The following is a 20289-nucleotide window of genomic DNA, read 5'->3' on the forward strand; positions in this document are numbered from 1 at the left end:
TTAAAAAGACTTCTAATAAAAAAGCACCTTTTCATTCTAGCAAGGAACCAAACGTATAGACGTTACCAATAGTCCATACTTACCCTTTTAATTAGATTTATAATATAAAAGCTCCGTCAACCCAAAGCCAACGAAGCCATAACATCATTTTAAGATCTGTATTATAGTTTGTACAATACTTTCTTTACCGCCTTTACTACATCTTCATGGTTTGGCAACCATTCTGCCAATAGCACTGGGGAATATGGTGCTGGCGTATCAGCAGTATTGATCTTCACGATCGGAGCATCCAAATAATCGAATGCGTTGGACTGAACATGATAAGTAATCTCAGTAGCCACATTGCCAAAAGGCCAAGCTTCTTCCAAAATTACCAACCTATTGGTTTTCTTCACCGATTTTAAAACCGCCTCGTAATCCAAAGGCTTAACCGTACGTAAATCAATAATTTCTACACTAATATTTTCCTTGGCCAATTCTTCGGCCGCTTTATCCGCTTCCTTAATTATTTTACCAAAAGAAACAATGGTAACATCAGTACCTTCCCTCCTAATATCGGCAACACCCAAGGGAATGGTAAAATCTCCCTCCGGCACTTCGCCTTTATCGCCGTACATTTGTTCCGACTCCATAAATATAACCGGGTCATTATCGCGTATAGACGCTTTTAAAAGTCCCTTGGCATCTTTTGGGTTGGAAGGAACCACTACTTTTAGCCCAGGACAGTTGGCATACCAACTTTCAAAAGCCTGCGAATGGGTTGCTGCCAATTGACCAGCAGAGGCAGTTGGACCACGGAAAACAATAGGGCAATTAAACTGACCCCCGGACATTTGCCTGATCTTGGCCGCGTTATTGATGATTTGATCAATCCCTACCAAAGCGAAATTAAAAGTCATGAACTCTATAATAGGCCTATTGCCAATCATAGCCGAACCCACACCTATACCGGCAAAACCAAGCTCGGATATAGGGGTATCTATTACTCTTTCCGGTCCAAATTCATCCAACATTCCTTTGGAAGCCTTATAGGCCCCGTTGTATTCAGCAACTTCTTCACCCATTAAATAAATGGACTCGTCCCTCCTCATCTCCTCGGACATTGCCTCCTGTATAGCTTCCCTAAACTGTAGTGTTTTCATCTTTAAAATGGAATCTTTATGTTAAAATGCTTAAAGCGCTAGCAAAAGTAGGAAATAATATATCAAAACTAAGAAGTTAATAATTAAAAATACCTCAAAAAAATACTATGCATGCATAGTATTTTAAAAAATTATTGAGTATCTTAGCCACCATTTCTTAATTAATGGTCAACAAAATATTAATATATGAAAATTTTAGTATGTCTAAGTAATGTCCCGGACACTACTTCAAAAATAAACTTCACGGACGGTGACACCAAATTTGACACCAATGGGGTTCAATTTGTAATTAATCCCAATGATGAATTTGGCCTGACACGCGCCATGTGGTTCAAGGAAAAACAAGGAGCCACTGTACATGTCGCTACTGTTGGCGAGGCAAGCACCGAACCAACCATTAGAAAAGCGCTTGCCATTGGTGCGGATGAAGCAATACGTGTAAACGCAGTTCCCGTAGACGGCTTTTTTGTAGCCGAACAGTTGGCAGAAATTGTTAAAAACGGAGAATATGACCTAGTAATCGCCGGGAGGGAATCCATTGATTACAATGGCGGCATGGTCCCAGGCATTCTAGCCACTTTATTGGGCATGAACTTCGTTAACACCTGTATTAGTTTGGATATTGATGGCAACAATGCCACCGCTACAAGAGAGATAGATGGTGGAAAGGAAAAAATAGCCACCACATTGCCATTGGTGATCGGAGGACAAAAAGGCCTAGTTGCCGAAAGCGACCTAAGAATTCCGAACATGAGGGGAATTATGATGGCGCGCCAGAAAAAACTAAACGTAGTTGAACCCACTTCATCCAATAATTTAACGGCCGATGTTAAATTTGAAAAACCCGCTCCAAAAGGCAAAGTAACGTTGGTGGATGCGGATAATATTGACGAATTGATCAATCTATTGCACAATGAAGCGAAGGTAATCTAAAAAATCTTCCTTCTACAGCACAGCAACCTAGATAAGCATTATTTTTATCAGTCTAAAAGAAAATAATTTATAGCGCCTATTACCATATATCCTTGGAACCGGGCACTTATTAAAAAACCTTAAACTCTATGTCAGTTTTAGTATATACAGAATCCGAAAACGGGAAATTTAAAAAGAATGCCCATGAGGTTGCCTCCTACGCCTATGAGGTAGCAAAGCAAATGGGGACAACGGCTACTGCCATTTCTATTAATGCCAGTGATGCCGCAGGCCTGGGGGACTTTGGAATTTCCAAAGTATTGAATGTTTCCAACGACCAACTAAAGACCTTTAATGCAAAAGCCTTTGCCAACGTAATTGGCCAAGCAGCAGAAAAGGAATCTGCCAAGGTCATTATTCTTAGTTCCAGTGCGGACACTAAATTCTTAGCGCCAATTTTAACTGCACAGCTAAAGGCCGGTTATGTTCCCAATGTGGTATCGGCCCCGGAAAGTACCAGCCCGTTCAAGGTAAAAAGAACTGTTTTTAGCAATAAAGGCTATGCCATTACCGAAATCAGTTCTGAAATCAAAATTGTTGGTGTTTCCAATAATGCTTTTGGGAGTACGGAAAACAAAACTACTGCAGCGGTCGAAAATTTTGACCCCAGCCTAGGAGACGATTCCTTTACCACCAAATCTATAGAAATAGATAAGGTAGTAGGGAAAGCCACTATTGCAGATGCAGATATTGTGGTATCTGGAGGACGTGGACTAAAAGGACCGGAAAACTGGGGAATGATTGAAGAATTGGCAGAAGTATTGGGCGCGGCTACAGCTTGTTCCAAACCTGTCTCCGATCTTGGATGGAGACCTCATGGGGAACATGTTGGACAAACCGGAAAACCGGTTGCCAGTAATTTGTACATTGCCATTGGTATTTCTGGAGCAATCCAACATTTGGCAGGAGTTAGCTCCTCAAAAGTAAAAGTAGTCATCAATACCGACCCGGAAGCTCCCTTTTTTAAAGCTGCCGACTATGGTGTAGTAGGCGATGCTTTTGAAGTTGTTCCCAAGCTAATCGAAAAATTAAAGGAATTTAAGGCACAAAACGCTTAATTTTTGTTAAATTGTGCCCCTTAAAGGGCTGCTCAAACATACTTGGCCCGTCCAGTATTTTGAACAGCCTTTTTTAGTTGATAAATTTCTATGAGTTTAGTTAGATTAAAAATAAAGGGGATTTCCTATAGCCAAACGCAAAATGGCGCATATGCCCTTATATTGAATGAAGTTGATGGTGACCGTAAACTACCTATAGTTATTGGAGCGTTTGAGGCCCAGTCCATAGCTATTGCCCTTGAGAAGGAGATTAAACCTCCAAGACCACTTACCCATGATCTGTTTAAAAATTTTGCCGATCGCTTCGATATCGTAATCAAACAGGTCATCATCCACAAATTGGTCGATGGTGTTTTTTATTCCAGTATTATTTGCGAACGCGATAAAATAGAGGAGATCATAGATGCCAGGACCAGCGATGCCATTGCCCTGGCACTGAGGTTCAACGCACCTATTTTCACCTACAAGACTATATTGGACAAAGCGGGTATATTCCTTAAATTTTCTTCAAAAGAGAAGGACAAGGAAGATTCTGACGACAGCATTATGGTGGATGAAATTCTTCAGGAAGGAGAAACGGTAGAAATAAATCCAGGTGCTTCCGACGGGTACAAAGAATTAAGTACGGATGAATTGTATGCCGAGTTGGACAAGGCCGTTGCCAGCGAAGACTATGAAAAGGCAGCAAAACTCAGGGACGAGATATCCAAACGCAAGTAACTTAAGCATTAATAAGAATTATTGGATGAGAAATAAGCTTTGGGTTTTATTTATTTTCTGCTTTATAGCATTTCCATCCTTGGCCCAAGAAATAAGCAACCCAAACTTACTGCAGAATTCACCAGAGATCATCGCCAATCAAGGGGCATCATTTCAAAGTCTATGGAGGGGAGTTCTTGGAATGATATCGTTGATTTTTATTGCCTACCTCTTTAGCAATAACAAAAAGGCCATTAATTGGAAAACCGCAGGAATCGGACTCTTTATCCAACTGCTTTTAGCCATCTGTATCCTAATTGGCGAAAAAATAGGTTTTAATGCCTTCGGCTATAGATTCGACCTCAGCTTTGTCTCCAAGATCTTTGAGATTGGAGGGAAAATTTTTGTGAGTATTCTAGATTTCACAAGGGCAGGCAGCAAATTCCTGTTTGAAGGGCTGGTGGTGGACATGGATACCTTCGGATTTATTTTTGCATTTCAGGTCCTACCCACTATTATTTTCTTTTCGGCATTGACATCGGTTTTGTTCTATTTGGGCATCATTCAAAAAGTAGTACAGGCATTGGCCTGGTTACTGACCAAATCCCTCGGAATTTCCGGTGCTGAAAGTTTAAGCGTAACAGGGAATATATTTTTAGGTCAAACAGAAGCTCCTTTGCTAATAAAGGCCTATTTGGAAAAAATGACCCGATCGGAAATGCTTTTGGTGATGATCGGAGGCATGGCAACCGTTGCTGGGGCCGTTTTAGCGGCCTATATTGGTTTTTTAGGGGGAGACGACCCAATCCTTAGGTTACAGTTCGCAAAACACCTCCTGGCCGCATCGGTAATGGCAGCTCCGGGAGCCATTGTTATCTCTAAAATTCTTTATCCTCAAACCGAAGCCATTAATACAGACGTACATGTTTCCAATGAAAAAATTGGTTCCAATATTCTGGATTCCATTTCCAACGGAACTACAGAAGGCCTAAAATTAGCCGTAAACGTTGGCGCCATGTTGTTGGTATTTGTAGCCTTTATTGCGATGATAAATGGCATTTTAAATTGGACAGGCGATATTACAGATCTAAACTCATGGATTGCACTAAATTCACCTTACGAGAATTTTTCCTTGGAAGCCATACTCGGAACTATTTTTGCCCCGCTCATGTGGCTAATAGGAGTGGATTCTGTGGACATTATGCTTATGGGACAGCTTTTGGGCATTAAATTGGCCGCCAGTGAATTTATTGGATATATACAATTGGCCGAACTAAAAAATATTGCCAGCAGCACCCATTTCACCTATAACAAATCCGTAATAATGGCTACTTATATGTTATGTGGATTTGCCAATTTTGCCTCTATTGGCATTCAGATCGGAGGCATAGGTTCCTTGGCTCCCGGACAAAGAAAAACATTGTCGGAATTTGGAATGAAAGCTGTTTTGGGCGGATCTATCGCCTCTTTGCTTTCGGCTACCATTGCCGGAATGATTTTGGGGTAACCACCCCCATATATTTCAAAAAAAATTACCCTCTAAGGAAGCATTCCCCTTCAATCCCCGTTAATAAAATTTAATAACTTAAAACGTTTCCCAATCCTACCAAAGGTAGTTTTGCCTAATTTCGCTACACAATTTTTTTTTGGATATAAATCTAAAATACGTTCCCCACATTTTGGAGAACACACAGGCTAAAGCTTATGAAACAGTACCACGACTTACTAAAACATGTATTGGAAAATGGAACCCAAAAGGGCGATAGGACCGGTACAGGTACCAAAAGTGTTTTTGGATATCAAATGCGTTTTGACCTTGCCGAAGGATTCCCCATGGTAACCACAAAAAAACTCCATTTAAAATCCATTGTCCATGAATTGCTTTGGTTCTTGAAAGGGGAAACCAATATTAGCTATTTGCAGGAAAATGGGGTACGCATATGGAACGAATGGGCCGATGAAAATGGGGATTTGGGTCCTGTTTATGGATATCAGTGGCGCAATTGGAATGGCGACGAGATAGATCAAATAAAAGAAGTTGTAAACGCCCTCAAAACCAACCCTAACAGTCGCCGTATGCTGGTTTCCGCATGGAACCCAAGTGTACTTCCAGATACCTCATTATCGTTTTCGGAAAATGTAGCCAACGGAAAAGCCGCGTTGCCGCCTTGCCATGCATTTTTTCAGTTCTATGTTGCCGATGGTAAATTGTCCTGTCAATTATATCAAAGAAGTGCCGATATATTTTTGGGCGTCCCCTTTAATATAGCATCCTATGCCCTATTTACCCTTATGATGGCACAGGTTTGCGGATTGCAACCAGGTGAATTCATTCACACCTTTGGCGACGCACATATCTACAACAACCATTTTGAACAAGTTGAATTGCAATTGAGCAGAAAGCCAAAACCCTTGCCAAAAATGGTCCTGAATCCTGAGGTAAAAGATATATTCGAGTTTACTTTCGAAGATTTTAGTCTGTTGGATTATGATCCACACCCACATATTAAAGGAATTGTGGCAGTTTAGCCAAGTACGGAAGAGCTGTACAAGGAAGCACAAACTATTAAGGATCTATAGTTGCCGATTAAAACAACGGCCATTATTATAGACCTTAAACATGACTATAAATCCAACTTTACTTTTAGTATTCTGTTTAATAGGAAGAGAGAATACCTTAATAAATCCGACACCATTGAAAATATGATTCCAATGGTATCGGATATCGATTAATTAGAGTTCCAATACTGAATTCTCAGCACCGGCAAATTCGTTCCATTGGTAACGATCAGCCTCAGCCTCGTTAACATAATTGCCGTCTACTATATATTTAAACTCATATGTACCTTCTTTTGGCAAATCGAAAGTTCCCTTAAAGGTTCCGTTTTTCAATTTCTTCAATGCACTTCCTTTTGGGCTCCAATCATTAAAATCTCCAACTACAGCCACCTTCTTTGCATCCTCAGCAGGTACAGAAAAAGTTACCTTGCATATTGGCTTACTCTTTAAATATTGTTTTGTAATTCCCATAACCTCTATATTTTAGATTAAAGCGCAAAATTACACCATTAAATGCCTCATTCCCAATGACCAATATCATTTTTATCATTTTCTTAAAATAAGTTTAACAATTGACCTTCTTTGATAATTTTAACAGATAAAATTCCCAAGTAAACAACAATGCCTACCTACTTTTTAAGATTCCAATAATCTTATCTATCTCATTTTCTGTATTGTAGAAATGAAAACTTAAACGAATGCCATTTCCACGTTGTGCACAAACCACATCGTGATCCATAAACTTGGCATACAAATCCTTATCCCCCCGGATATTAAATATAGAACTATGATCTTTTCTTTTGACCACGGACTCTTCCAACAGACCTAAATTTTCAAGTGCGCCCTTTGCCTTTAAGGAAAGCTTTTTGATCTGGTCGGAAATAGTATCCATTCCTATGTCCGAAAGAAACCCCAAGGAATAGTTTAGACTCCCAAAATTGAAAGTGTCCAAATGTCCTGGCTCAAATTGCTTAGCAAAGGAAACCTTCTCCTTAGCTTCCATATTCCCATCCGCAGCATTAAAACCAGTAGACTTACACTTGAATTTGGCGTGAGTGCCATCTGCAAACAACATAAAGCCGTTACCATAGCCGCCAAGCAACCATTTATAGGAACTGGCACCCAGTACGTCTATCCCCGAATCCTCAAAGTTAAAAATCCCAGTGCCCAAAAATTGCGTACCGTCAGCAATGATCAATAGATCCGGAAAATCTTTTTTCAAATTTCTCAGGAACTCCAGATCTATCTTGATCCCATTTAACCACTGCACCAAACTAAGCGCCAAGACATTAATGTTGTCCTTTTTTATCCTATCATAAATATTTTCCTCCAAAGAATCCGTCACCTTAAGATAATAAATGGTATGCCCCCTACTTTCTAAAGGCCAGTTCACGGAAGGATAATCGCCTTCCAACAGTAATACGTTCCTTCTAGCCTCCATGCCTTCCAACAATAAATTAAGCCCGATTGAAAAATTGGGGACCAGTGCCACATTATCAGCTTTGCAGCCAAAGAATTTTCCAATAGTATTTCGAGTTTCAGAAATAAGTACGTGACCTTTCATCTTCATTTTACTTCCTCCAATAAGAAAATCAAGATCATGTTCTTGCCGCCAGTCCAGAAGACCGTCATAAAGAAGGCCAGAAGTTGCAGTATCGACATAGGTATATTGACTTAAAACTGGGAATTGCTTTATAATCTTTTGCATATCAAATCAGGTAAAAATTGTATTTATGGTATCTTTGCCTAAAGATAGGAATTAGGATGTTCTCCAAGAATAAAAAAAAGTCACTTATAGAATTAGAACAGCATGAACTTTTGGAACATGCCCAAACGAGAATAAAGCAAAAAAAGCGACTTTATAATCATTTTGTTGTGTTTTTGATAGGCAGTGTATTCATGGTCATCATCAACAAAATATTAAAGTATGGCGTGGAGTACAACTGGTTTGTCTGGGCCATTACCTTTTGGGCCTTTTTGTTCGCAATACATATTTTTAACGTATTTGTCACCACTAAATTTATGGGTCTGGATTGGGAAAGGGCGCAAAGGGAAAAATTGGTCCTGAAACAGAAGCAAAAAATAGCCGAATTGCAGAAGGAGATTGAAACGGAATTTCCATTATCCAACATCAATAAAAAAAAAGAAGAGTGAATATTCTATCCATTATAGCCGCCGCTGCGGAGAACAACGCTTTGGGACAGGACAACGACCTGCTGTGGCATTTACCCGATGATTTTAAACGCTTCAAAAGCCTCACCTCAGGGCACAAAATAATCATGGGACGCAAAACCTTTGAGAGCTTCCCCAAACCTTTGCCCAATAGAACCCATATCATCATAACCAGAGATCGGAACTACAAGGTAAAACATGAAGATTGCATAGTAGTACACTCCATACAAGAGGCCTTGAATCTTGTAAAAGGAGACCCCTTATCCTTTATTATAGGTGGGGGTGAAATATATAAACTGGGGCTGGAATACGCCAACCAAATAGAACTGACCAGGGTGCATGGAACCTTTGATGCGGATACCTTTTTTCCTGAATTCGACAAAGATAAATGGCAATTATCAAAAGAGGAATACCACCCCAAGGATGAGAAACATAAATATGATTTTACCTATTTAACCTATATAAAAAAAGAAAAGGATCAATAAAGAGTAAAAGTGAATTAGTTAAAAATCTAAATATTGCGCTTTATAATGAACCTTAACATCCTTTAAAAAGGCCTTTAAAACGGAGATATCCCCATTTGTAAAAAATTGATGCTCAATATCCTCTTGATGTAGGCTATTTAATAAATTAAATTGCTGCAGTACATTTTTGGTATGCCTGGCCACTCCTTCACCAGAATCGATTATCTTAATATTATTGGGTAAAATTTCCTTTATCAAAGGAATCAAATAAGGATAATGTGTACAGCCCAATACCAATTGATCCATACCTTGACTCAACATGGGATCCAGATAATTTTGTAACAACTCCCTAGTTTTGGAAGAATTAATCTCCCCTTTCTCGATTTGCTCAACCAGCCCAGTGCCAACTTGATCGAGTACCTTTATACCACTGGCATGTATTTCCGAAGTATTATTGAATAGAGCACTGGACAAGGTACCCTTGGTAGCCAATACTCCGACTGTTTTGGTTTTGGTATTTAGGGCGGCAGGCTTAATCGCCGGCTCAATTCCGATAAGGGGGATGTTATAACTGGCCCTAAGCTCCTTAATAGCGTTGGTGGTAGCCGTGTTACAGGCAACCACTATAAGTTTACATCCCTTTTTCAGAAGTAGCTCAACGTTTTTTATACTAAGTTGAAGTATCTGTTCCTTCGATTTTTCTCCATAGGGTGCATTCTTACTGTCGGCCAGATAAATAGTGGATTCATAGGGAAGAACTCTGTTGATCTCCCGCCATATGGAGGTGCCGCCAATGCCGGAATCAAAAATACCTATGGGTTCTTTATTCATTTAAAATAAAAAGATTAAACAGCCATAAAGTTACATTAATATTGCTTTTTGGAGTAGTCCTTTTTGGGAAATAAAACTCCCCCTTCCCCACAGTTTATTTTATCTCCCTTGATTCAATACAACCAAAAGATCAGCTGCCTAATACTTTTCGACCAACACCTTTACCTCTTCCAAATTCAATCCACCATAATTCCCAGAGCTCATTAAAAGCAGTACGGAATTATCATATTCCTGACCAAACACAAATTTCTTGAAATCTTCCGCATCGGTAAAAATCTGCAAATCGTCCCGAACAAAGGCTTCCGATATTTGTTCCGGTGTAACCTCCTTAAGCTTCTTTATCCTAACCGATTCAGGCAAGTAAAATACCGCCGCTACATCTGCTGCCTCCAAGGCACCTTTATACTCCTTTAAAAATTCCGGGTTAAAACTGCTATAGGTGTGCAGTTCCAAGCACGCAATTAATTTTCTTTCCGGATACTGCTCTTTAACGGCATTGGTAGTAGCCATAACTTTGCTGGGGGAATGCGCAAAATCCTTATAAGCGACACAGGTCCTACCTTCAGCAATTTTTTCCAATCTTTTGGAAGCGCCTTTAAAGGATGCAATGGCCTCATAGAAATCGTCTTCATCCACTCCCATATTTTGACATATCCATTTTGCCCCTGCCAAATTACTGAGGTTATGCTTTCCAAAAACTTCGATAGGCATAGGACCTTCCGGGGTTTCCAAAATGGTTTGTCCATTTTCAACAGTGTATTCGGGAGTGTTATAAGGGAGCTTTCTTATACTGTTCTCAGAAGCTTTTACCACCCTATCCACTTCCAAATCTTCTTCATTGTAGGTAATACTTCCTCCTTTTACAATACTATCCACAAAAATCCGGAATTGCTCCACATAATTGTCATACGTAGGAAATACATTAATGTGATCCCAGGCTATACCGCTCAACAGGGCAATATTGGGTTTGTAAAGATGGAATTTCGGGCGCCTATCTATGGGGGAAGACAAATATTCATCACCCTCCAACACAATAAAATCGTTCTCCTCGGTAAGATGTACCATTCGGTCAAACCCATCCAACTGGGCACCTACCATAAAATCTACAGCTATATCATGATAATTTAAAACATGTAATATCATAGAAGTAATGGTGGTCTTGCCATGACTCCCTCCTATGACCACTCTGGTCTTATTTTTGGATTGTTCGTAAAGAAACTCGGGATAGGAAAATATTTTCAATCCTAATTCCTGGGCTTTTAACAGCTCAGGATTGTCTGCCTTGGCGTGCATACCCAAAATTACGGCATCCAAATTGGAGTTCAATTTCTCTGGAAACCAGCCGAATTGTTCCGGCAATAGCCCTTTAGCTTCCAACCTAGTTTTGGAAGGTTCAAAAATTACGTCATCACTACCTGAAACAATATATCCCTTATGATGTAATGCCAAAGCCAAATTGTGCATAGCACTGCCCCCGATGGCAATAAAATGAATGTGCATGAAAAGATCGGTTTAAGGGGTAAAGATAATCATTGTTCAAGGCTATCAAAAAAAGTTATCGTGCGGTTTTATGCATTAAGAAAAATAAATGACCAAACCCCAGAACAAACCCTACCCCTTTAAAGGAACAGATTCAGGGGTCTGGGCAATTAACCAGATACCCCTACAAACAGGAAGGGTTGGTTCAACCATAGTATTTCAAGGAACCTACGGCTTTTGAAATACGGATCTCAGGAATAAAGACGGGAATAAGATTAAAAACTATATCCGAACCCTGAATATTTTTTAATTTAGTACCAAAGAACACTAACCATGAAAATAAAACTTGCCGAAATTGTCCCCAAGGAAATTATGCCCGGCTACCACGGCAAACTTATTCACACCCAAAATATGAGTCTAGCTTTTTGGGAGGTGGAAGCCGGAGCCAAAGTTCCCGAACATGCACACATGAATGAGCAGGTAATGCAGGTATTGGAAGGGAAATTTAAATTTACCCTTGGCGGCATTACCAAGACCTATGAACCTGGGGATCTGGTAATAATTCCACCCCACGTTTCACATAGCGGTCTAGCACTTACCCCCTGTAAATTGATGGATGTTTTTAGTCCCACAAGGGAAGAATACAAATAAACCCACTTTTGTCCCACTGGCATAGTGTTAAAACATATTAGTAAGATGAAGATATCACTTAAAAACAAAAAAGCATTGGTCGGCGGTAGTAGCCGTGGAATCGGCAGGGCCATTGCCCAACAATTGGCTGCCAGTGGTGCAAGCGTAACCGTCATGGCCCGTAGTGAGGAACAGTTAAAATCCCTGATATCCAATCTGCCTACGGATAGCGGACAACAACACCAGTATTTGGTGGTAGATTATTCCAATTTTGATGCCTATAAGAAAAGTATAGCCACCTTCTTTAAAACAAACACGGTAGATATTTTGGTGAACAATACCCAAGGACCGTCGGCAGGAGGTGCCCTGGACAAAAAGATCGATGATTATCAGGAAGCTTTTGACCTTCTTTTTAAGACCGCGGTATTTACCACTGAACAGGCACTTAAAGGAATGATTTCCCAGAAATATGGTCGTATTATCAATGTTGCCTCAGTTTCAATAAAGGAGCCCCTGTCCTATTTGGCCCTTTCCAATAGCATACGTGCCGCTGTTGTTACCTGGTCCAAAACCCTGGCTTCCGATGTAGGCAAATACAACATCACTGCAAACTGCACCCTAACGGGTTATTTTAACACGGAAAGACTAAAGCAACTTAATGGTGCCAAGGCCAAATCCTTGGGTATTCCTCTTACTGAAGTTGAAAACCAAATGCTCTCCAATGTACCTGTGGGGCGATTTGGAGACCCAACGGAATATGGCCATTTGGTTACTTTTTTGGCCTCTGAACACGCCTCTTTTATAACAGGCACCAATATTCCTATAGATGGTGGTTTGCTAAAGTCGCTTTAAACGGCTGGCAAAAAGACAAAAAGCAGCCCAGAGGGGCCAAGGCTTCCATGGATACAAAAAAATCCCGACACCAATAAAGCAACGTTGGTATTCTTTTTGCATCTAGTCACTTCATGGCATGTTTACTCACTTAAAAGAGTGTTTCACTCATTATGGATTGCAACCCCATGAAATAAACACCAATTTTGTTATATATATTAATAAAAATGAAAAAGATAGCAACAATATTCACCTTAATCCTGTTCTCACAAATGGGACAATCCCAATCTACCAACGATTCCTATTCCTCCCTATGGCAAAGGGTACAAAAATTGGAGAATGAGGCCATGACCAAATCCGCATTGGACATAGTGACCTTAATCTCAAAAAAGGCCAAAAAAGAACAGAATTCCGTTCAGATCATAAGGTCACTTTTATACACCTCCAAATATGCGCTAAACTTGGAGGAGGACGCCCAATTAAAAATTGTACGCGATTTTAAAAAAGAAATAGACCAAAGTCAATTCCCAACCAAGAATATCTTGGAAGGTTATTTGGCAAATATGTATTGGCAATATTTTCAACAAAATAGATATCAATTCTACGACAGGACAACCACAGAGGAAAAAGTGGATAGTATTGATTTTAGAACCTGGGATCTTAGCACTATTTTCAATGAAATAAGTGTGCATTTTGATGCTTCATTGCAAAAGCCATTAGAGTTACAACAGCTAAAAGTGGATGCTTATAAAGAAATACTTAATGAACAAAAAGGCTCCCAGATATACCGGCCAACCCTATTTGATCTTTTGGCCCATTCGGCATTGAATTTTTATAAGACTAGTGAAAACAGCATTACACGTCCGGCAGACAAATTTGAATTGGACAACCCAGAAATTTTATGCGAGGGAAAACAATTTGTTGAGCAACAAATTAGCACCAGGGACAAGACTTCCTTACAATCCAGGGCCCTAATGCTCTATCAGCAACTCTTGGATTTCCATAAACCTAAAGATGAAGCATATGTAGATATTGATATTGAACGTCTGAGGTATATTAAGGAAAATGCGGTATTTCCCAACAAGGACCAACAGTACCTGGAGGTTTTGCAAAACACCGCCGAATCCATTAAAAACAATAAAAACTCGGCGTTATACCAATATGAAATTGCCATGTTGTACCGCGAATGGGGCAATAGTTATCAACCTAACATCAAAGACGAGCAAAGATGGAAGCAGAAAGAGGCTATGGCCTTATGTGAATCTGTAATAGAACAGTTTCCAAACAGTAGGGGCGCCGAAAAATGTAAGGCACTAAAATCTGAGATTTTATCCAGAGACCTACAATTGACCGGGGAACGACATGTACCTGTCAACCTACCTTCCCGTTTACTCGTAGAATACAAAAATCTCCATACACTTCAATTATCGGCCCATAAGATTTCCCAAAAGGAGATAAAGCAGCTCAACAGTCTTTATCCCGAGGAAAAAGTATTGGCTTTTATTAAAAAACTCACGGAAGTTAAAAATTGGAATGCCAAGCTTATCAACGAAAATGATCATCAATCCCACAAAATTGAAATCCTATTGCCAGAGTTAAGTAACGGGTCGTACATTATTTTGGCTACCCCTTATACCGATTCCGAAAACACCTTCGCCTATAGTCCTATCCAAGTCACCAATCTGGCATTGGTGGAGGGGCAAACCAGTACAGACCATAACTTTCAGGTAATTGATCGCAATAGTGGAAAACCCATATCCGGAGCTACCCTGAAATTTTCCTATCAACAAAACTACGAAAGACCCATCCTGACCAAGACCTTGGTTTCCGACGAGAAAGGGTTGGTAACCCTTCCCTTATCCAGCGAGCACTGGAACAACGTGGATATCCTTATCGGTACCAAAAATGAAGAGGCCTTCTTTGAAGATTTTTATGTTAATGCCAAATATGACCAAGGGGAGGAAGACAACCTATACTCCTGTTTTTTATTTACGGACCGAAGTATTTACAGGCCGGGACAACCCCTATATTTTAAAGGGTTGGCAATGGTTCAAAAAGACGATAAATCCTCCGTGCTTACCAATACCAAATTAACGGTAAGCCTTATGGATGTTAATCACCAAGAAGTTTCCCAACAGGAATTTAGAACCAATGATTATGGCTCCATTTCAGGCACATTCATTTTACCCAATAATGGGCTTACAGGGAATTATTATTTGAAATTGGATTCCGAAGAAGTTGACATTAGCGGCAATAGTTATTTTTCAGTGGAGGAATACAAGCGTCCCAAATTTGAAACTTCACTGGAATCCATTACAGAGACGTACAGGGTAAACGATACCATCTCCGTTAAGGGAACGGCCAAGGCCTACGCAGGAAGCCTTATTACAGGCGCCAAGGTAAGCTATACCGTTAGGCGAGTGGTGTACTACCCTAAATGGTATTATTGGCACCTGCCTTATTTTGATGGGACCCCTCAAGAGATTGCCCATGGCGAAACGGTTACCGATGCCAACGGTAAATACGAGATTAACTTCAAAGCCATACCAGATCTAAGTATTGCCAAGGAAAATATGCCCACCTTCAACTATGAGGTTACAGCAGATGTTACGGACCTCAATGGCGAGACCCATAGTGCAACTACCATGGTCAACGTGGGGTATCATGCGCTAACGGCCGATATTCAAATTGATGATCCTTTGAACAAGGATGGCAAAAATCCTAAGATAACCATCTCCACCTATAACCTTAACGGTGAGTTTGTTGCAGCGCAAGGAAGCCTAAAAATGTATAAACTAAAGGCCCCAAACAATGTCCTTAGACCAAGACCTTGGGCTGCTCCGGATTATGATGGCTTTGGAAAAACCAAATTCAAGGAACTTTTTCCCCATGATGCCTTTGGCAAGGAAGATAATCCAGCCTTTTGGGAAAAAGGGGAATTGGTTTGGAAATCCAGCTTTGACACAGGAAAATCCAAGGAAATTGACATGGGCAACGTAAAAAAATGGTTGTCCGGTAAATATGTCATTGAACTGGAAACAAAGGACAAATTTGGTCAACTGGTAAAGGACATTACGCAAACTACTTTTTACAGTGATAAGGACAAGCTACCAGCGGATAATCAGCTTTTTCAAATAAAGACCGATAAAAACTCATATGCCATTGGAGAAAAAGCAAAACTTACTTTGCGCTCCGCTGCGGAAGACCTTACCATATCCTTATTCATTGAAAAGGATCGTAAAATAGTAGCAACACACCTAATTGAATTGCACAATAACTCAAAGACCATTGAAATTCCGGTTACCGCCGATGATTTGGGTGGATTTGCCATAAATTATAGCTTCTCCGCATACAACGCCTTTCAATCGGGTAGCCTTTCTATTACTGTCCCCTATCCCAGTTCTGAGCTAGAAATTGAAACAATTACCTTTCGGGATAAGCTGCAGCCTGGCAAAGAGGAAACCTGGTCCTTTAATATTAAAGGCCCCAAAGGTGATAAGGTAACTGCCGAACTGTTGGCAAGTATGTATGATGCCTCTTTGGATGCCTTTAAAGGACATCATTGGAATTTCTCCCCGAACTACAGGGGGCAATATTACTCCCACAGACACCTCAATGCCTATAAAAGTTACGGGATTACCTCCTTTAATACCTATCTAAATTTTGGAGATAGATTTAGTTATGACCCTCAAGATTATGACTCCTTTGATTGGTTCGGTTTCCACTTTGGATATAGCTATGCCCTATATGACAGAATGGTGATGAAGAGTAGTGCACCAGGTATACAAAGGGCCGAGTTAGCTGAAAGTGAATCCTTGGAGGAAACCGCAGTAACCGGCAGTGCAGCACCAGCCCCGGAAAACAAGGGGAACAATAACCCAATTGCCCCAATAGAGAATGACAACAAAAATAGCTTTGACGATATCCAAATCAGGAAAAACCTTCAGGAAACTGCCTTTTTCTTTCCCCAGCTCCTCACCGATAAAGACGGGAATGTTTCCTTTAGTTTCACTACCCCTGAAGCTTTGACCAAATGGAAGCTACAGCTACTGGCACATACCAAGTCCATGGAAAGCGCCACGTCCACCTTGGAAACCGTTACGCAAAAAGAATTAATGGTTACCCCAAATGCACCCCGTTTCTTACGCGAGGGAGATAAAATAACAATCAGCACCAAAATTGCGAATCTAACCAACAAATTGCTCAGTGGCAATGCCAGGTTGGAATTGGCAGATGCCTTTAGTGGAAAGGATATTACCCGGGAATTATTGATCAGTGACCCACTTTCCGGAACTGTTATGCCCGAAAATACATTTACTGTAGATGCCATGGGAAATACCCAAGTGTCCTGGAACTTGAAAATTCCCGAAGGAATTGGAGCCGTACAGTACAAGGTAATGGCCAAGGCGGGTAATTTTAGCGACGGAGAACAAAATGTACTTCCGGTACTCTCTAACCGAATGTTAGTCACGGAAACCCTGCCAATGTGGGTGCGGGGAAATGAAACCAAGACATTTACTTTGGATAAATTAAAGAACACTACCTCCACTACCCTAAAGCATCATCAACTTAGCTTGGAGATAACTTCCAATCCGGCATGGTATGCCGTTCAGGCTCTGCCTTACTTAATGGAATATCCTTATGACTGTAACGAGCAAATATTTTCGAGATATTACGCCAACACTTTGGGAGGGTATATTGCCAATTCCAATCCGAGAATACAACAGGTATTTAACCAATGGGCCAATTCCGATGCCTTATTGAGCAACCTTGAAAAAAATGAAGAATTAAAATCCATTTTAATCCAGGAAACACCATGGTTGCGCGATGCACAATCTGAAACTGAACAAAAGAAACGAATAGCACTGCTCTTCGATCTCAACAAATTGAAAAATGATCAAGACAATGCCTTCAATAAACTTGTTCAGAATCAAATGTCGTCCGGGGCTTGGGCCTGGTTCAAGGGAGGCCCCGAAAACCGATTTATTACCCAACATATTGTTACTGGCCTAGGGCATCTCAAAAAACTTATACCACCCAGTGGAAGTGAGGAAAAATCCGGGATTGGAAAGAACAGCAATACCAAGGAACAGCAAGTAATAAAAAATGCGGTTGCCTTTTTGGACGATGAGTTTGTGAAAGAATACGAGCAAATGAAAAAATACGCCACAGACCTTAACAATGACCATTTGAGCCATACCCAAATACATTATATGTATATGCGCAGTTATTTTCCAGACATCAAGGTTTCCAAAAAAGTAGCTGAAATTATGGATTACTACACCAGCCAGGTACAAAAATATTGGGTAAAAAGGGACTTGTATTCAAAAGGGCTACTATCCCTAATTCTCCATAGAAACGGAAATACAGCTACAGCCAATAAAATAATTAAGTCCTTGGAGGAAAATAGTATTTTGAGTGATGAATTAGGAATGTATTGGAAAGAAAATAGTAATTCCTGGTATTGGTACCAAGCACCAATTGAGACCCAATCCCTGTTAATAGAAGCCTTTTCTGAAATTAAAGATGATATTAAAACAGTTGACAATCTTAAAATTTGGCTATTGAAGAACAAACAGACCAATCAATGGAAAACTACCAAAGCTACCACTGATGCAGTATATGCCCTACTTTTAAGGGGAAGTGAATGGTTGTCTGTAACAGAAGCTGTAGACGTCCTGGTTGGAGGTAAAAAAATTGAACCCTCCAAACTCGAAAATGTACAAGTGGAAGCCGGAACCGGATATTACAAAACCTCCTGGAGCAAAAACGAAATAAGTCCAAAAATGGCAGAGGTTCAACTGAACAAAAAAGGGGACGGCATTGCTTGGGGAGCTTTGTACTGGCAATATTTTGAAGATTTGGACAAAATAACCCCTGCCGATACACCTTTGAAATTAAAAAAGAAAGTCTTCCTAAAAAAGAACACGGATACAGGTGAGGTATTGTCTGAAATTAATGGCAAAACAGCTTTACATGTTGGCGATTTAGTTCGTATAAGAATTGAATTAAGGGCAGATAGACCAATGGAATTTGTACACATGAAAGATATGAGGGCCGCGGGAATGGAACCCATAAATGTGCTTTCCAGCTATAAATGGCAAGATGGCCTGGGATATTATGAAAGCACAAAAGATGCCAGTACCAATTTCTTTTTCGACTACTTGCCCAAAGGAATATTTGTGTTCGAATATGACTTAAGGGTCAACAATGCCGGGGACTTCAGCAACGGAATTTCCACCATTCAGAGTATGTATGCCCCCGAATTTAGTAGTCATAGCGAGGGAGTGAGGATTCTTATAGAATAACAAAAAAATAAAATATTGTTAAAAAGGTATTGCTTTTTTTCATAAATTCATAAATAACTAACGTAAAATCAACGAATTATGAACTCTACCTTCTTTATTGCCTTGCGCTTTGTTTTTGGAATTTTTCTGATCGTCTTCGGGGCGAATAAATTCTTACATTTTATGCCGGCAGGACAAATGTCCGAAGCTGCCATGAACTATTTTTCCGCCTTAATGAGCACCAATACCCTTTATGTGGTAGCCATAGTGGAGATTCTTTCAGGACTTTCCTTATTGACCAATAAATTTGGTGCGTTAATGATGATTATACTGATGACCGTCTCTGTGAATGCATTATTGTTCAATGCATTTTTGGAACCAGGTTCCATTGGCCTAACTTTGGTATTGCTTGTTCTTAATATAGTAATGTTGTACGCCTACAAAGAAAGATATAAAGACATACTGAGACCATAACCTCTATAATAACATCATAGAATATAAGAAGCGGGAGCCATAACGGCTCCCGCTTCTTATTTATAATATTTTAACGAATAACATTATAACCTTTACAGAGGCTATATGGACTACTTTCTACTTTTAGGTGGGTATTTTTCAAGAGTTTTGGTCACCAATGCCTGTATTTTATCTTCCCTTTCACTGGGAGAACTGTTTTCCCTTAGACTACTTACTGTAATGGCCTGCCAAAAAAGTTCATCCTTTTGACTGTCTACAAAATCGAACTGAATTTCCCGTTCCACATTCGTTGCTCCCACCGGAATACCAATTGTCATTCCACCACCAACGTTTCTCCCTGTACCCCCTATACCTACCCCTACGGTATTATTTCTAGGGGCCTGGAAAGAACTGCTCAAAATATTAATTAAAAATTCAGGCTCTTCGGATAACAAAAAACCTTTTCCCCGCATAGTAGAATCAATGGCCCTTAATAATCGCCGGGCATCCAATTCACTTAAACCAGTATCCATGTCAGAATAGTAGTTATAGGTAGTATATTTAGAATAATCAGTGTCCCGATCATAGTCATAATTTACACGAATAGCACTACAGGAAACTAAAAAGAGCAAGAGTAAGAATGGGATTATACTTTTCATTATTCCAATTTTTATAAGAGCCTGCTTAAGAAATTGTTATTTCCTAAATAGAC

At 40.0% G+C, this 20289-nt stretch carries 18 protein-coding genes; 12 read left to right on the plus strand and 6 right to left on the minus strand.

Annotated features, from left to right (window positions below; genetic code table 11):
* Nucleotides 1-161: 161 nt before the first annotated feature.
* Nucleotides 162-1142, minus strand: coding sequence for a pyruvate dehydrogenase complex E1 component subunit beta (locus KO529_RS01155; RefSeq protein WP_215946091.1), 981 nt, complete (start codon nucleotides 1140-1142; stop codon nucleotides 162-164).
* A gap of 186 nt (nucleotides 1143-1328) precedes the next feature.
* On the opposite strand from KO529_RS01155, the gene KO529_RS01160 reads away from it, so the two are divergent.
* The 5 genes from KO529_RS01160 (at nucleotide 1329) to KO529_RS01180 (ending at nucleotide 6400) form a co-directional block, all read left to right on the plus strand.
* Entirely contained in the window at nucleotides 1329-2075 is a 747-nt protein-coding gene (locus tag KO529_RS01160; RefSeq protein WP_215946092.1) for an electron transfer flavoprotein subunit beta/FixA family protein, read from the plus strand.
* Nucleotides 2076-2203: 128 nt separating this feature from the next.
* Complete coding sequence (locus KO529_RS01165) at nucleotides 2204-3172, plus strand: electron transfer flavoprotein subunit alpha/FixB family protein (protein WP_215946093.1); 969 nt, start codon at nucleotides 2204-2206, stop codon at nucleotides 3170-3172.
* A gap of 90 nt (nucleotides 3173-3262) precedes the next feature.
* Nucleotides 3263-3892, plus strand: coding sequence for a bifunctional nuclease family protein (locus KO529_RS01170; RefSeq protein ID WP_215946094.1), 630 nt, complete (start codon nucleotides 3263-3265; stop codon nucleotides 3890-3892).
* A gap of 25 nt (nucleotides 3893-3917) precedes the next feature.
* On the plus strand, nucleotides 3918-5378 hold the full coding sequence (locus KO529_RS01175; protein WP_215946095.1) for a NupC/NupG family nucleoside CNT transporter: 1461 nt from the start codon (nucleotides 3918-3920) through the stop codon (nucleotides 5376-5378).
* 197 nt (nucleotides 5379-5575) lie between these two features.
* A complete protein-coding gene (locus KO529_RS01180) occupies nucleotides 5576-6400 on the plus strand; it encodes a thymidylate synthase (RefSeq protein WP_215946096.1) in 825 nt (274 codons plus the stop codon).
* Nucleotides 6401-6604: 204 nt separating this feature from the next.
* Here the strand turns inward: KO529_RS01180 and KO529_RS01185 are convergent, their stop codons facing one another.
* Both KO529_RS01185 and KO529_RS01190 read right to left on the minus strand, forming a co-directional pair.
* Nucleotides 6605-6901: an isoamylase early set domain-containing protein gene (locus KO529_RS01185; protein ID WP_215946097.1), complete on the minus strand. Its 297-nt coding sequence runs from the start codon at nucleotides 6899-6901 to the stop codon at nucleotides 6605-6607.
* Between the two features lie 154 nt (nucleotides 6902-7055).
* Nucleotides 7056-8138 (minus strand): aminotransferase class V-fold PLP-dependent enzyme, encoded by a 1083-nt coding sequence (locus KO529_RS01190; protein WP_215946098.1) that lies wholly within the window; start codon nucleotides 8136-8138, stop codon nucleotides 7056-7058.
* Nucleotides 8139-8194: 56 nt separating this feature from the next.
* Here KO529_RS01190 and KO529_RS01195 point away from each other — a divergent pair, with 56 nt between their 5' ends.
* Both KO529_RS01195 and KO529_RS01200 read left to right on the plus strand, forming a co-directional pair.
* Nucleotides 8195-8584, plus strand: coding sequence for a 2TM domain-containing protein (locus KO529_RS01195; protein WP_215946099.1), 390 nt, complete (start codon nucleotides 8195-8197; stop codon nucleotides 8582-8584).
* 2 nt (nucleotides 8585-8586) lie between these two features.
* Nucleotides 8587-9087: a dihydrofolate reductase gene (locus KO529_RS01200; RefSeq protein ID WP_436835191.1), complete on the plus strand. Its 501-nt coding sequence runs from the start codon at nucleotides 8587-8589 to the stop codon at nucleotides 9085-9087.
* Nucleotides 9088-9105: 18 nt separating this feature from the next.
* Here the strand turns inward: KO529_RS01200 and murI are convergent, their stop codons facing one another.
* Together murI and KO529_RS01210 are read right to left on the minus strand one after the other, a co-directional pair.
* Entirely contained in the window at nucleotides 9106-9897 is a 792-nt protein-coding gene (murI, locus tag KO529_RS01205; RefSeq protein WP_215946101.1) for a glutamate racemase, read from the minus strand.
* Between the two features lie 138 nt (nucleotides 9898-10035).
* Nucleotides 10036-11397 carry a UDP-N-acetylmuramate--L-alanine ligase gene (locus tag KO529_RS01210; RefSeq protein ID WP_215946102.1) on the minus strand — a complete coding sequence of 454 codons (1362 nt, stop codon included), beginning with the start codon at nucleotides 11395-11397 and terminating at the stop codon, nucleotides 10036-10038.
* Nucleotides 11398-11485: 88 nt separating this feature from the next.
* Between KO529_RS01210 and KO529_RS23555 the strand changes: the two genes are divergently transcribed.
* From KO529_RS23555 to KO529_RS01230, 5 genes are all read left to right on the plus strand, one after another.
* Complete coding sequence (locus KO529_RS23555; protein ID WP_289847736.1) at nucleotides 11486-11617, plus strand: hypothetical protein; 132 nt, start codon at nucleotides 11486-11488, stop codon at nucleotides 11615-11617.
* Nucleotides 11618-11709: 92 nt separating this feature from the next.
* Entirely contained in the window at nucleotides 11710-12027 is a 318-nt protein-coding gene (locus tag KO529_RS01215) for a cupin domain-containing protein (RefSeq protein ID WP_215946103.1), read from the plus strand.
* A 45-nt stretch (nucleotides 12028-12072) separates the two neighbouring features.
* A complete protein-coding gene (locus tag KO529_RS01220) occupies nucleotides 12073-12858 on the plus strand; it encodes an SDR family oxidoreductase (protein WP_215946104.1) in 786 nt (261 codons plus the stop codon).
* 206 nt (nucleotides 12859-13064) lie between these two features.
* On the plus strand, nucleotides 13065-19145 hold the full coding sequence (locus KO529_RS01225; protein WP_215946105.1) for an alpha-2-macroglobulin family protein: 6081 nt from the start codon (nucleotides 13065-13067) through the stop codon (nucleotides 19143-19145).
* Nucleotides 19146-19223: 78 nt separating this feature from the next.
* Nucleotides 19224-19598 (plus strand): DoxX family membrane protein, encoded by a 375-nt coding sequence (locus tag KO529_RS01230; protein ID WP_215946106.1) that lies wholly within the window; start codon nucleotides 19224-19226, stop codon nucleotides 19596-19598.
* A gap of 110 nt (nucleotides 19599-19708) precedes the next feature.
* Here KO529_RS01230 and KO529_RS01235 read toward each other — a convergent pair whose 3' ends face one another.
* Complete coding sequence (locus KO529_RS01235) at nucleotides 19709-20236, minus strand: DUF4136 domain-containing protein (protein ID WP_215946107.1); 528 nt, start codon at nucleotides 20234-20236, stop codon at nucleotides 19709-19711.
* Nucleotides 20237-20289: the final 53 nt, after the last annotated feature.

It is taken from the genome of Arenibacter algicola (assembly GCF_018860365.1).
In the GTDB taxonomy this organism is placed as follows: Bacteria; Bacteroidota; Bacteroidia; order Flavobacteriales; family Flavobacteriaceae; genus Arenibacter; species Arenibacter algicola_B.

What these genes read in the sequence shown, in the direction of transcription:
- KO529_RS23555 (WP_289847736.1), top strand. Translation starts at nt 11,486, where the DNA reads ATGACCAAACCCCAGAACAAACCCTACCCCTTTAAAGGAACAGATTCA.
- KO529_RS01230 (WP_215946106.1), top strand. Translation starts at nt 19,224, where the DNA reads ATGAACTCTACCTTCTTTATTGCCTTGCGCTTTGTTTTTGGAATTTTT.
- KO529_RS01160 (WP_215946092.1), top strand. Translation starts at nt 1,329, where the DNA reads ATGAAAATTTTAGTATGTCTAAGTAATGTCCCGGACACTACTTCAAAA.
- murI (WP_215946101.1), bottom strand. Translation starts at nt 9,897, where the DNA reads ATGAATAAAGAACCCATAGGTATTTTTGATTCCGGCATTGGCGGCACC.
- KO529_RS01170 (WP_215946094.1), top strand. Translation starts at nt 3,263, where the DNA reads ATGAGTTTAGTTAGATTAAAAATAAAGGGGATTTCCTATAGCCAAACG.
- KO529_RS01165 (WP_215946093.1), top strand. Translation starts at nt 2,204, where the DNA reads ATGTCAGTTTTAGTATATACAGAATCCGAAAACGGGAAATTTAAAAAG.
- KO529_RS01235 (WP_215946107.1), bottom strand. Translation starts at nt 20,236, where the DNA reads ATGAAAAGTATAATCCCATTCTTACTCTTGCTCTTTTTAGTTTCCTGT.
- KO529_RS01190 (WP_215946098.1), bottom strand. Translation starts at nt 8,138, where the DNA reads ATGCAAAAGATTATAAAGCAATTCCCAGTTTTAAGTCAATATACCTAT.
- KO529_RS01195 (WP_215946099.1), top strand. Translation starts at nt 8,195, where the DNA reads ATGTTCTCCAAGAATAAAAAAAAGTCACTTATAGAATTAGAACAGCAT.
- KO529_RS01225 (WP_215946105.1), top strand. Translation starts at nt 13,065, where the DNA reads ATGAAAAAGATAGCAACAATATTCACCTTAATCCTGTTCTCACAAATG.
- KO529_RS01210 (WP_215946102.1), bottom strand. Translation starts at nt 11,397, where the DNA reads ATGCACATTCATTTTATTGCCATCGGGGGCAGTGCTATGCACAATTTG.
- KO529_RS01215 (WP_215946103.1), top strand. Translation starts at nt 11,710, where the DNA reads ATGAAAATAAAACTTGCCGAAATTGTCCCCAAGGAAATTATGCCCGGC.
- KO529_RS01185 (WP_215946097.1), bottom strand. Translation starts at nt 6,901, where the DNA reads ATGGGAATTACAAAACAATATTTAAAGAGTAAGCCAATATGCAAGGTA.
- KO529_RS01220 (WP_215946104.1), top strand. Translation starts at nt 12,073, where the DNA reads ATGAAGATATCACTTAAAAACAAAAAAGCATTGGTCGGCGGTAGTAGC.
- KO529_RS01180 (WP_215946096.1), top strand. Translation starts at nt 5,576, where the DNA reads ATGAAACAGTACCACGACTTACTAAAACATGTATTGGAAAATGGAACC.
- KO529_RS01155 (WP_215946091.1), bottom strand. Translation starts at nt 1,142, where the DNA reads ATGAAAACACTACAGTTTAGGGAAGCTATACAGGAGGCAATGTCCGAG.
- KO529_RS01175 (WP_215946095.1), top strand. Translation starts at nt 3,918, where the DNA reads ATGAGAAATAAGCTTTGGGTTTTATTTATTTTCTGCTTTATAGCATTT.